11 protein-coding genes are annotated in these 12,111 nt (G+C 47.7%); all 11 read right to left on the bottom strand.

Translation table 11 applies throughout. The features are described 5' to 3' along the window. Positions 1–8: 8 nt before the first annotated feature. A complete protein-coding gene (locus AACM02_RS05010; RefSeq protein WP_332456530.1) occupies positions 9–1,847 on the bottom strand; it encodes an NADH-quinone oxidoreductase subunit NuoF in 1,839 nt (612 codons plus the stop codon). 16 nt (positions 1,848–1,863) lie between these two features. After that, positions 1,864–2,265 (bottom strand): (2Fe-2S) ferredoxin domain-containing protein, encoded by a 402-nt coding sequence (locus AACM02_RS05005; RefSeq protein WP_339116247.1) that lies wholly within the window; start codon positions 2,263–2,265, stop codon positions 1,864–1,866. Positions 2,266–2,289: 24 nt separating this feature from the next. Further along, the gene (locus AACM02_RS05000) at positions 2,290–2,856 is read right to left on the bottom strand and encodes an ATP-binding protein (RefSeq protein WP_332456531.1); all 567 of its coding nucleotides are present in this window, start codon (positions 2,854–2,856) and stop codon (positions 2,290–2,292) included. After that, positions 2,849–3,562 carry a PHP domain-containing protein gene (locus AACM02_RS04995; RefSeq protein ID WP_339116246.1) on the bottom strand — a complete coding sequence of 238 codons (714 nt, stop codon included), beginning with the start codon at positions 3,560–3,562 and terminating at the stop codon, positions 2,849–2,851. The genes AACM02_RS05000 and AACM02_RS04995 overlap by 8 nt, the downstream gene beginning before the upstream one ends. Positions 3,563–3,591: 29 nt before the next feature. Continuing rightward, positions 3,592–3,942 (bottom strand): DRTGG domain-containing protein, encoded by a 351-nt coding sequence (locus AACM02_RS04990; protein WP_214024821.1) that lies wholly within the window; start codon positions 3,940–3,942, stop codon positions 3,592–3,594. Next, positions 3,923–5,314 carry a [Fe-Fe] hydrogenase large subunit C-terminal domain-containing protein gene (locus AACM02_RS04985; RefSeq protein ID WP_339116245.1) on the bottom strand — a complete coding sequence of 464 codons (1,392 nt, stop codon included), beginning with the start codon at positions 5,312–5,314 and terminating at the stop codon, positions 3,923–3,925. The genes AACM02_RS04990 and AACM02_RS04985 overlap by 20 nt, the downstream gene beginning before the upstream one ends. Before the next feature lie 41 nt (positions 5,315–5,355). Beyond that, complete coding sequence (locus AACM02_RS04980; RefSeq protein WP_214024823.1) at positions 5,356–5,766, bottom strand: ATP-binding protein; 411 nt, start codon at positions 5,764–5,766, stop codon at positions 5,356–5,358. Position 5,767: 1 nt separating this feature from the next. Further along, positions 5,768–6,109: a transcriptional regulator gene (locus AACM02_RS04975; RefSeq protein ID WP_214024824.1), complete on the bottom strand. Its 342-nt coding sequence runs from the start codon at positions 6,107–6,109 to the stop codon at positions 5,768–5,770. Positions 6,110–6,353: 244 nt separating this feature from the next. Next, a complete protein-coding gene (locus tag AACM02_RS04970; RefSeq protein ID WP_339116244.1) occupies positions 6,354–8,111 on the bottom strand; it encodes an NADH-dependent [FeFe] hydrogenase, group A6 in 1,758 nt (585 codons plus the stop codon). A gap of 17 nt (positions 8,112–8,128) precedes the next feature. Beyond that, positions 8,129–11,263, bottom strand: coding sequence for an FAD-dependent oxidoreductase (locus AACM02_RS04965; protein WP_339116243.1), 3,135 nt, complete (start codon positions 11,261–11,263; stop codon positions 8,129–8,131). Continuing rightward, positions 11,260–11,772: an NAD(P)H-dependent oxidoreductase subunit E gene (locus AACM02_RS04960; RefSeq protein ID WP_332456536.1), complete on the bottom strand. Its 513-nt coding sequence runs from the start codon at positions 11,770–11,772 to the stop codon at positions 11,260–11,262. Before AACM02_RS04960 ends, AACM02_RS04965 begins: the two co-directional genes overlap by 4 nt. Positions 11,773–12,111: the final 339 nt, after the last annotated feature.

Genomic DNA, 12,111 nt, shown 5'->3' with positions numbered 1-12,111 from the left:
TTTAGGTGTTAGATGTCGGCAGTGTCGGGCACCGAAGTGCCAATCCTGTAATCCGATTTCAGGCTTATGGCATCGAATTGACATTTCTCCATACAGGCACCGCACTTGATGCATTTATCCTGATGAATAAAGTGGGTCTGTTTCTTGGCTCCGGTGATGGCATTAACGGGGCAAGACCGCACACAAGCCATGCAGCCGACGCAGTTCTCATCATCAATGACATAATAAAGCAGGTTCCTGCATTTGCCCGACCGGCATTTTTTATCGAAGACGTGTTCTCTGTACTCTTCCTGAAAATTATTCAGCGTCGACAGTACCGGATTGGGGGATGTTTGTCCCAGCCCGCACAACGAAGTGTCTTTAATCACGCTGGAAAGGTTTTCGAGTTTTTCCAAATCTTCCCCGGTTCCTTTTCCGTCGCAGATCCGCTCCAGCGTTTCGTATAAGCGTTTGTTACCGATACGGCAGGGAGCGCACTTTCCGCACGACTCTTCCACAATAAAGTCGAGGTAGAATTTCGCAACGGAAACCATGCAATCGTCTTCGTCGAGCACGATCATGCCACCCGACCCCATCATGGAACCGGCAGCCGTAAGGCTTTCGTAATCGATGGGCGTATCCAGGTGTTTTTCCGTCAAGCAACCGCCTGAGGGCCCCCCGGTCTGCACGGCTTTGAATTTTTTACCGCCTTTAATGCCTCCGCCAATCTCGTAAATAATTTCACGGAGCGTAATTCCCATCGGCACTTCAATCAGTCCGACGTTATTGATCTTTCCGGCAAGGGCAAACACTTTTGTTCCTTTCGACTTTTCGGTTCCGATGGAAGAAAACCATTCGGCTCCTTTTAACAGGATAACCGGAATATTGGCAAACGTCTCCACGTTGTTCACGTTGGTAGGTTTTCCCAAATATCCTTTTTGCGCTGGGAATGGAGGCTTATTGGATGGTTCCCCGCGTTTCCCTTCCATCGAGTGGATGAGTGAGGTTTCTTCCCCACAAACAAATGCACCTGCGCCGTAGCGAAGGTTTATATCGAAACTGAAGCCGGTTCCGAAAATATTTTCACCCAACAAACCGTATTCACGTGCTTGTTTTATCGCAATCTTCAGGCGCTTGATAGCCAACGGATATTCCGCCCGGATATAGATCAGTCCTCTTGTTGCACCGATACAATATCCGCAGATGGCCATAGCTTCAAGAACACTGTGAGGGTCACCCTCGAGGATCGAACGGTCCATAAAAGCACCGGGATCGCCTTCGTCAGCATTACACACCACGTATTTCTGGTCTGCATCGTTCCTGCTGGCAATTTCCCATTTTATGCCGGTCGGGAAACCGGCACCTCCCCGCCCGCGTAGCCCTGATCTTTTAATGATATCAATAGTTTCCTGGGGGGTAAGTTCGGTCAACGCCCTTCCAAGAGCTTGATAAGCATCGCGTGCAATGGATTCGTCTATATTTTCCGGGTCAATGGTACCGCAATTCCGCAGTGCGATACGAAGCTGTTTTTTATAAAACCCCATGTGTTTTGAATCCAGAATATGTTCTTCGGTTTCCGGATCCAGATAGAGCAACCGGTGGACACTGCGTCCTTTAATAATGTGCTCATCAATAATTTCACGGATATCTTCGGGTTTTACCTGTGTATAAAAGGTATTATCGGGAAGTATCTTCACAATGGGTCCTTTCTCACAAAACCCAAAACATCCGGTTTTAATGACCTGAACCTCATCTTTCAACCCTTTCCAGTCCAGTTCATCCTGCAGCATTTCGTAGATCAGTCCACTTTGTGACGACTGACAACCTGTTCCTGCACAAACGAGTATGTGTATTTTGTACTGACTCATAGGTAATTATTTTCGGTTAATCTGTGTTTGTTATGGTGTTGTAGTTCTGCGGTATAATTCCGTCTACCAACTCACCTTGTTTGATATAACGTTCGATGATCTCATCCGCTTTAGCGGGGTCGACATACCCAAATACGATCGGGTCTTTTCCGGGAATAGTGATCTCCACGGTAGGCTCCGCGAAGCAATAACCCATGCAGCCGGTTTGCGTCACAACGGCTCCTATGCCGCGTTTAGGCAATTCGCGCACGAAAAAATCCATCACATTTTTGGCCCCCGACGCAATACCGCAGGTGGCCATCGCCACTTTCACCTGCACTTGCGACCCGGGATTTTCGGCCTTATCCCTCAGGTTGATCTGGGTTTTGACTTCCTCCTGTTTGCGTTTCAGGTCAGCCAATGTTTTAATTCCTGCCATAATAGTAAGTTTAAATTAAATTATTCAACACAAGTAACTCTCCGTGTTTCTGTTCTTGTATAACTCTTTCAGGTTTTCATGAATATATTCTTTTACAGCCGGAGCCATTTCGTTTTTCGAAAATTCCGTGATCCCCTGCTCGGTCCATTCCCCGGTATCAAGTGAAAATTCATTTTCGTCCATCTTGTACCGGAAACTGAAACGAATACCGGGATTGGCGACCAGCAATAACACCAGGTATCCGGCCAGGTCACCCAGCGGGAGGCAATCGGGATTATCGGTTCTGTAAACCGCTTCAATCCGGGTTCCCACCCCTGGGCTCGATACTACTTTCAAAGAGCCTCCTGCCTGTTCGCTCGACATTTTCAGGAACGGCACTCCCAGGCCTACCCTTCGAGTGGTTCGCGTGGTAAAGAACGGATCCTCCAGCTTCTCTACCGTTTCGGGGGTCATCCCCGAACCGTTGTCATTTACCGAAAACGTAAGTGTGGCATCCCGACTGTATTCCAGGAATCCGATATCGATCTTTGTCGCGTTTGCCCGAACAGCGTTCTGGACGATATCCATCATATGCATGGCCAGGTCAACCATAAAACGCTTTCTTAAAACTTTCCCAGTCCGGCCTTTCCAGGTAGAAATCGGTATACACGCTGGCAATATGGCTCAGAAAGTGCGCATCGGAACTTCGCAGGATTTTCTTCGCTACAAGCTCGGGATGCAGTCTCAGAAAATCTTCGGGATGTATCCTTTTAGAAATCTCCAAGGCATCATAATGCAAATCGACAGGAATAAATCCCAGCTGGCCGTAAATGCCATTTTTCATGCGATCGATGTGTGCCGGGACAAAAACACCTCCCAGTGAATGTACTTTTTGCTGCACACCTTCAATATCGTCCCGAATTCCCGTATAGAGCGACCTCTTCTCTTCGTATACAATCACATTGTCCTTATCCACTGCTACCTGGCAACCAAAAAGTTCAGGATTATTCTTGATGTCCGGAATTTTCTCGTCCAAATACTGTTGGAATCTGTCCAGTGCTTTCAGGTCGGGAAAGTAGCACAAGCAATGCACCTCTTCCTGCGTATTTACTTCGCACCCGGGGATAACAAACAGGCTGAACTCTTTCCCTATTTCGAGACAAGGCCTCACGTTCCGGGTGGAATTATGATCGGTCACGGCAATAATGTCCAACCCTTTCTCCCGGGCAGTCTGCACAATACTGCCGGGACTCATCTCCAAGTCTCCACAGGGAGAGAGGCAAGTGTGAATGTGCAGGTCGGCCTTGAAATGTTTCATTGCGGTCTGGACTCTGTCAGCGCAGCGGCCTAACATCTGCCGGCTAAATAATTATATAATTTCCCGACTGTTTCAAATGCCGGCAGGTTAGATGCCAGCACTACCACCTCTTCATTTTCCGCCTGCTCCAGCAATTCTTTTTCCACTGGACGCTCATTCACGATAACAATCGCACTCAACTCCTTGAGCGAGGCCACCGCTACTATATTCTTGTGAACCTGCGAGGTCACCCAAATCATTCCGGCCCGGGCTTTTCCCATCACATCGCTCAGCAAATCGGAAACATAAGCCGATTGGGGAATTCTGTCTAGCAACGTTTTGCCGGACAAACATTCGAAATCCAACTCCTCTGTCAGTTTATTAAGATTCGGTTTTTCCATTCTGAAGTTGATATTTTTTGAGCCGATCCTTGCCCCATATCTTTTCGATGACGTGAAAAGCTTGATCGGGACTCAGGTTATAATTTTTTTCCATCACACGCTGTACAAAAACGCAGTACGAAATGGTCGCTTTTTCCTTAACGATGTCTTCCGCCAGGCTACGACAGGTGGGTGCACCGCAGGCACCACAATCGAATCCGGGAAGATAGGAGTTAAGCTTCTTGATGCGATCCATTTTCTGAAGTGCCTTTTCCATATCTTCATCGAGCAGCAGTCCGTCGCGCGGATAAACCGGGTCGGTCGTAGACACCTGATGCAATTCTTCGGCGTAATCCATCAGGTCGTTCTTGCCCGGTTTATTCACTTCCGTCAAGTGAACCAGCTTCTTCTCCCGCTGTTCCAATCGTTCAACCGTCAGGAAACGGTTGCCGGGACAAAGAATACCACCTGCACAACCCTGATCGCAAGCGCGCATTTCAAGAAAATCCACTCCGGTAACCCTGCCCGACTCCAGCCTGTCTAAGAATTCCATGGCGTTGTCCATTCCGTCAATAGCCAGGGCACGGCCCCGGAAGTATTGTTTCTCGGTTCCCGACAAAGACCAGTTCACGGAGTCGGGACTCATGTTGGCAAACTGTTTCGACAACCGGGCCTCTTTTTTTTCCATCAACGTTTTTGAAACCAGGTTGTATACCTCTTTCATATCTATGGCGCCGTCAATAGCGGAAACTTTTTCGCCTACCGGAGCCCTTGCAGCGACAATTTTCGCAGCACATGGCGTCACGTAGCAGATAAAAATGTTCCGCGGATCTATTCCGGCTTTTTCTTTTGACTTGCGAACATAGAGCGCGGCTATGTCGTGAGGTGCTTTTATTTTCAGTATTTGCCCGGTAAGCGACGGGTAATGAACCTGAATAAGCCTGACAATCGCAGGACAAAACGAACTGATGACCGGCCGGACTACATTCTCCGCTTCGCCGGCAAACCTCGCGTATTCTTTTTTCATAAAATCCACCGCCTGCTCCACCTCCAGTACCTCATCGAAGCCAATTAGTCTGACCGCTTCCATAATCTCGGAAGCCGTGTGTTCCGACGGGAACTGGCCGATAAAAACCGAAGGAACCAGCGCAACACGGTAAGCGTCGTGCCTTATAACCGACAAGCCATCATCCTTAACATAAATCGCCCTTACAGGGCAGACACGATAGCATTCGCCGCAATCCACACAACGTTCAGACATAATGCCGGCATGTCCTTCTACGATACGGATGGCCTGGGTAGGACAAACCTGCATACAGTGTGAGCAACCGATACATTTGTCGGTATCGATCTGAATGGCGTGTGTGTAATCCCGGTCCTTCATATTTTTCATTGACTTCAGATTGCAGACCGCTTTGCTGTCTGATATCTATTTCAAAACTTCACTGTCATCTCCAACGTAGTCCCCTTGCCTGGAACCGATGTGAGGTGCATTTCATCGGTATTCCGCTTTATATTGGGCAATCCCATTCCTGCACCGAATCCCATTTGTCGGACTTCCTCCGATGCTGTGGAAAAACCTTCCTGCATGGCCCTTTCAATATTTTCAATGCCGGGGCCTTCATCCTCCAGCAGAATTTTTATTTTCTGAGCATCCAGGTCAACCCTCATTACTCCCTTGTAAGCATGTGCCACCACATTTACTTCGGCTTCGTACAATGCAACGGCAATCCTGCGGACGACCTGGGGGTCAATATTCAGTTGCTTGAGTATTTTTTTTATGTCCGAGCTCGCTTTTCCGGCTGAACTAAAATCCCCACCCTGTATATCGTACTCGAATTGCATATCAAAAGATGGGCTTTATCCCGTTGCTGTACAATCTGCCCGAAACTTCAAAAAGCGTAAGCGGTGTTGTGATAAGCGAAATATTGTTTTCAGCAGCAAGTGTTATCATTTCATCGGTTACTTTTTTATCGCGGGCAAAAATAATACACTCAATGTTCGACATCTCGGCCGTCCGTAATGTCTGAACCGTAGATAAACCGGTAATGAGTATCGTCTTTTCCATATTAAAGCGCAACACATCACTCATCAGGTCCGACGCAAAAGCATAAGTAAATTCTTGTGACGTGCTGCATTCCTGGCAAATGGTACCTTTCACCAATTCGTTTACCGTGTATAAATTCATAGGATTAAACTTTAAAAACTCCTGTCATTTTGCTCAGAGCACACATCAGACCACCTCTGTTTTTGGTAGAAAAAAGATTATTTTGTCAAATAGAAACTTGCAGCAATAATTATCGTCAATTACAATTACTCTCATAACAGACTGGTAGCCAATAAGCTAATACAATACGTCTGGTTTCTATTACAAAGTAAATCATTTTATTCAAATAAATGAAATTTTCAGGGGTAAATTACTGTGTTGAAACTTAATACTCCCTCTTCATATAATGGGTGTGAAGCAAGTGATGCGACTTCTCCCCCAGCGGTTTTTTTAAGAAATCGGCATATATTGCGGTAATCTCCGGATTTTCATGTGATTTTCGTATCGCTTTATGATCGTCATCGTAATAAATAGATTCAGCACGTTTTTCACGTGTTTCCGCGTTGGTGGGAATGGGTTGTCCACCACCGCCAAGGCAACCTCCCGGGCATGTCATCACTTCAATAAACACGTAGGGTGAAGTGCCGTTTTTAATCTGTTCCAACAAAATTCCGGCGTTTTTGAGTGTATGGGCGACAGCTACCTTAATAACCGTTCCGTTCAAATTTACGTCCGCCTCTTTTATTCCTTGGAAACCCCGTACAGATGTAAAATTGACGTCATGTAGTGTTTTACCGGTATACACCTCATAAGCTGTCCTCAGTGCCGCTTCCATCACCCCTCCGGTAGCGCCAAATATTACGGCGGCACCGGTTGATTCACCCAACGGGCTGTCGAACCGTTCTTCCGGGAGACTGGAAAAATTTACCCCCGACTCACTGAACATACGTGCCAGCTCGCGAGTGGTAAGCGAAAAATCCACATCAAAAAAATGTTCCTCATCTTTTAGTTTAAGTTTCTCTTTCCAGTAATGGAATGCTCCGTCCATTTCAGGACGTTTCGCCTCATACTTCTTGGCTGTACAAGGCATGATGGAAACCACCACGATGCTTCTCGGATCGACTCCCGTTTTTTCGGCATAATAGGTTTTTGCCACAGCGCCAAACATCTGCTGCGGTGATTTACAGGTGGACAGGTGTCTCAACAAACCCGGATAAAAATCCTCGATAAACTTGATCCATCCCGGCGAACAGGAAGTAATCATCGGTAACTCCCCGCCCGTCCTGATGCGGTGAAGCAGCTCATTCCCTTCCTCGATAATGGTAAGGTCGGCAGCGAAATTAGTATCGAACACTTTCGAGAATCCGAGTCGGCGTAATCCGGCAACCATTTGACCTGTAACCAGGCTTCCGTAAGGCATTCCCATAGCCTCTCCTATTCCGACACGCACGGCTGGCGCGGTTTGCACCAGAACAATCTTTCCGGGATCTTGTAAGGCTGCCCAGACTTCGCTTACCGAACTTCTCTCCGTTATAGCTCCTGTGGGGCAGACCAGGGCGCATTGCCCGCAATTTGAACAGGCTACAAGCCCCAACCCCGAATCGAGAAAAGTGGAGATTTTGCTTTTTAATCCCCGTCCCGAAAAATCGATTGCCTTTACTCCCTGCATCTGGCTGCAAACGGCAACGCAACGGCCGCACAGGATGCATTTTTCCGGGTTGCGCACCAGCGAAAGCGATGTTTCGTCTTTTACCAGCAGCTCCTTCCGGGTGCGAACAAACCGCCTAGCACTAATCCCTAATGCATGGGTCAACTCCTGCAATTCGCAGTTTCCGTTCCGGTCACAAATCAAACAATCCTGAGGATGATTGGCCAGCAATAACTCAACATTTACTTTTCTTGCCTGCATGGCCCTCGGGCTGTTTGTAGAAATTTCCATTCCCTCGGTAACCTGGGTGATGCACGAGCGTAATAACGATTTAGCACCTTTCACTTCCACCACACAAACGCCACACGACGCATTTTGCGATACATCTTTCAGGTAACACAGCGTAGGCACCTCTATTCCCACAGAACGGCATGCTTCCAGAATGGTGGCTCCTTCAGCTACCTGAACAGGACGGTTATTGATGTTAATTTCCATAATACAGCTTTTTCAGATTAATATTTCACGTCACACCTCAGGCACCTCTCCACCTCATTGCGGGCCTGCTCACCCGTAAATCCGCAGGAGATCTCGTTGAAATTATTCACCCGGTCTTTCACCGAAAGCCTCCTCGGAACATTCTTCGAAGCGGGTTTTGGATTTGCGGGCACAACGTTTCGATAGTCAAACGGGGGCGAGAGCAGGTAAAACCGGTTTTCACCCGTCAACATCCTGTCCATCGCAGCAGCGGCTTTCTTCGCCATCCCCATTGCCTCTGCCGCTGTTGAGGGGCCGCTTACCGCATCTCCCCCGGCGTAGACTTTCGGATCAGTTGTTTGAAAAGTGAACGGATCAATAACGATTCGCCCGTCCCGGGTAAGCTTCATATTTTTTTCAGCCAGAAATCCGGAATCTACCCGTTCACCGACAGCCAGCACAACAGCATCACACGGAATTTCTTCAAATACTCCGGTGGCAACCGGTTTTTTCCTCCCGGAAGAATCGATGCTTCCACCCGACATCCTTTCAATGTGCAGCGCTTTTACTCTGCCCGATTTATCCGTTATAATCCCGTTGGGAGAAGCCATAAAACGATAGTTGATTTTTTCTTCTTCCGATTCCGATATCTCGACGGCGTTGGCAGGCATATCCCCTTTTTCACGCCGGTAAACGATGGTTACATCCTTTCCCAGGCGTAATAAACTCCGGGCCGTGTCGATGGCCACGTTTCCGGCACCGACAATAGCAACCCGCTCACCCACTTTCGGTGTTTTCCCCACAGCCATCTCTTTCAGAATTGTTGTTCCCGCAAAAACACCTTTTGCATCTTCTCCCGGAATTTTCAAATCAATATTTTTCCATGCACCTATCGCCAAATAAATGACATCGAACTCATTTTTTAACTCTTCCAGGGAAAGGTTGTCTCCCAATCGCTGGTTGAACTTGAATTTCACACCCAGTTTTTTTATCAGCCTGGCCTCCTTCCTCAACACTTCTTTCGGCAAACGATAATGCGGTATGCCGAAACGCGCTACTCCCCCAGCTTCGGACAAAGCCTCGTAAACGGTGATATCATGGCCGAGGCGTACCAGGTAAAAGGCTGCCGTAAGCCCTGCTGGCCCGGCACCTACAATGGCAATCCTTTTTCCGGTGGGAGGAAGTTTTTCTTTAATCAGTTTATGGTAGATCCCGTTCTCTTTCCCTAGCTGGTACATGGTATCAGCCAGGTACCGATGGATCTCGCCTTGCGAAACCGGCTGGTCCAGCATTTCACGACGGCAACGCATTTGGCAATGGAAGTGACAAATCCTCCCTATTGTTCCCGGCAGGGGATTATCGCGCAGCGTAAGCTCAAAGGCTTCTTCCACACGGTCTTCCTTAATCAGTTCGATGTAACCCGGAATGTTCATGTGCAGCGGACAGCTATTTTCGCACAAAGCCATGAACAGCGACTCGCATGTCCCTGCATGACACCGTTTCTCCCGGATATGCTCTTCGTACTCGTTCCGGAAGTATTTTAACGTGGTCAGAATGGGATTGGGGGCGGTTTGCCCGAGAGCGCAAAGCGACGAATCTTTGATAACACCGCTGAGCAGCTCCAAGACCGTTAAATCGGCGAACGTTCCTTGTCCCCGGGTGATGCGGGTGAGAATAGCCAATGCTTGTGACGCCCCTTCACGACAGGGCGTACATTTTCCGCACGATTCTCCTGCGTTGAACTCCAGAAAATACCGCGCCACGTCAACCATGCAGTTGTCCTGGTCCATCACCACCATTCCTCCCGAACCCATGATGGCTCCAATGCCTGCCAGTGACTCGTAATCCACCGGGGTTGAAAAAAACTCCAACGGGATGCAACCGCCGGAAGGCCCGCCGGTCTGCACGGCTTTTACGCGTTTGGAAGTTCCTGTTCCCTCCCCGATATTGAACACAAATTGCTCCAACCTTGACCCGAGAGGAAGTTCTACCAACCCTGTATTCTTCACTTTTCCCACCAGTGAGAACACTTTTGTTCCTGGGCTTTTTTCCGTCCCCATAGCTGTGAACCATCCGGCACCTTTTTCAATGATGACCGGCACGTTGCACCAGGTTTCCACGTTGTTGATATTGGTGGGTTTTCCGTACAATCCTTTGCTAGCAGGATAAGGCGGACGCGGAAGCGGTCGGCCCGCCTTCCCTTCGATGGAAGCAATCAATGCTGTCTCCTCACCGCAAACGAAGGCTCCGGCCCCTTCAACAATGTCCATCTTGAAACTGAAACCGGTACCCAATATATTTTCACCAATGAGCCCGAGTTGTTCAGCTTGCCCGATAGCCGTCCGAAGCCGCTTTACGGCAAGCGGATATTCTGCCCTCACGTATGCAATGCCCTCACTTGCTCCCATGGCGTAAGCACCTATCAGCATACCTTCGAGCAACATGTGCGGGTCGCTTTCAATTTCGTTACGGTTCATGTACGCGCCCGGATCGCCCTCGTCCGCATTGCAGATAACATATTTCTGCCGGGCATCCTGTTTTTGCATGATTGACCATTTTACTCCCGTAGGGAAACCTGCCCCTCCTCGGCCACGCAACTTCGACGCCATCACTTGCTCTACCACTTCTGCCGGCTCATAAGCCATAACCGCTTTTGCCAGGGCATTGTATCCTCCCACAGCAATATAATCGAAAATGTCTTCAGGGTCGATGAGGCCGGCATGGCGCAACACCACTTTCTTCTGTCCCTTAAAAAAGGGTACCTCATCCCAGTGAGGAATATCTTCGTAACCCTTTCCAAATACCACCTCCGAAGTCAGGAAATCCCATTCATCGATGCGACACAACAGCTTGTTTTTATACAGCCTGTTTTTATGTAAATTATCAATGATGCGTTTTACATCCTTCACTTCCACTTTACTGTAAACCAGCATAGGCTTGCCCGGCTGATAGAACATCACCATCGGTTCTTCAGCGCAGAAACCGAAACAACCGGCCTGCTTGAGTTTACAATCGAAGTTATTCTCCGACAGCACCTTTTCGAAATGATGATAAACCGTAGCGGCTCCGTTACCGATACCGCAGGTCCCCATTCCAACCAAAATCATGGGAGTCGCCGGCAGGATCCTTTCCTTGTGCTGTTTTCTTAAGGTTTCAATTTCAGACGGTTTCATAGCCGTGGGGTGTATTTGCTCAGGATTTTCATTAATTTCCGGGAATTCACGTTACTGTAAATAACATTGTCTATGGCTACGACGGGCGATTGTGCGCATTGTCCGAAACAGGCCACTGTCCTTATCGTAAACATGTTATCGGGAGTAGTGAAAGATGATTCAGTATCGTCACCGGTACGTTTAATACCTAAAATTTTTCCGATATCATCCAGCAAGGCTTTTGAACCTTTTGTGTGACACGCTGTACCGCGACAAACGACAATCGAATGCTTGCCTTGAGGTTTTAAATTAAAGAAGGAATAAAACGTGGCTACACTGTAGACCTGTGTATAAGGCACCTTCAGTTTTTTCGATATTTCGGCCAGCGTTTCACCCGGAAGATAGTTCAGGGGATTTTTCTCCTGTGCTTCTTCCAACGTGGTGAGCAACATACCAGGCTTTCCGCGGTATTTTTCGATGATTTCATCGAGAATTTCCCCCGTAACGGGAGCGTTTATCAGTGTTTCCATACCCGCATTTTTTATTAAACAAAATCAACCTTTAAGACTTGTAAGAGATTAACAGTCATTCGACTAAACACACATTTCATCTTTTACAAATGTAGTGTATTTTCTTTGTAATTAAAGAAATATTTCTTTAATTATTTACACCTGTTTTCTATTTGGAATAATTCTACATAAAACGCCCGTTGTCTATTGTTAAATAACAGCTGGAATAATTACTTCCTGCTACCTCATGCGGACTACCCCACACTGCCTTTTTTCGAAAGAAGGAAAATTAGCTGAAAATCAATTTTTTCATGCCCTGCATCAACGAAAAAAGCGACATCAAACGGAAAGTATGCGATA

This window comes from Petrimonas sp. (genome assembly GCF_963921705.1).
GTDB classification, from domain to species: domain Bacteria; phylum Bacteroidota; class Bacteroidia; order Bacteroidales; family Dysgonomonadaceae; genus Petrimonas; species Petrimonas sulfuriphila.
The sequence above is the reverse complement of the archived record's forward strand: the minus strand, read 5'-3'. Positions and strand labels throughout refer to the sequence as shown.

Bases quoted from the DNA above. Each gene is read 5' to 3' on its own strand.
- AACM02_RS04990 (WP_214024821.1), bottom strand. From the start codon at position 3,942: ATGGAAAAACCGAATCTTAATAAACTGACAGAGGAGTTGGATTTCGAA.
- AACM02_RS04975 (WP_214024824.1), bottom strand. From the start codon at position 6,109: ATGAATTTATACACGGTAAACGAATTGGTGAAAGGTACCATTTGCCAG.
- AACM02_RS04995 (WP_339116246.1), bottom strand. From the start codon at position 3,562: ATGAAACATTTCAAGGCCGACCTGCACATTCACACTTGCCTCTCTCCC.
- AACM02_RS04980 (WP_214024823.1), bottom strand. From the start codon at position 5,766: ATGCAATTCGAGTACGATATACAGGGTGGGGATTTTAGTTCAGCCGGA.
- AACM02_RS05000 (WP_332456531.1), bottom strand. From the start codon at position 2,856: ATGGTTGACCTGGCCATGCATATGATGGATATCGTCCAGAACGCTGTT.
- AACM02_RS04970 (WP_339116244.1), bottom strand. From the start codon at position 8,111: ATGGAAATTAACATCAATAACCGTCCTGTTCAGGTAGCTGAAGGAGCC.
- AACM02_RS04960 (WP_332456536.1), bottom strand. From the start codon at position 11,772: ATGGAAACACTGATAAACGCTCCCGTTACGGGGGAAATTCTCGATGAA.
- AACM02_RS05005 (WP_339116247.1), bottom strand. From the start codon at position 2,265: ATGGCAGGAATTAAAACATTGGCTGACCTGAAACGCAAACAGGAGGAA.
- AACM02_RS04985 (WP_339116245.1), bottom strand. From the start codon at position 5,314: ATGAAAAATATGAAGGACCGGGATTACACACACGCCATTCAGATCGAT.
- AACM02_RS04965 (WP_339116243.1), bottom strand. From the start codon at position 11,263: ATGAAACCGTCTGAAATTGAAACCTTAAGAAAACAGCACAAGGAAAGG.
- AACM02_RS05010 (WP_332456530.1), bottom strand. From the start codon at position 1,847: ATGAGTCAGTACAAAATACACATACTCGTTTGTGCAGGAACAGGTTGT.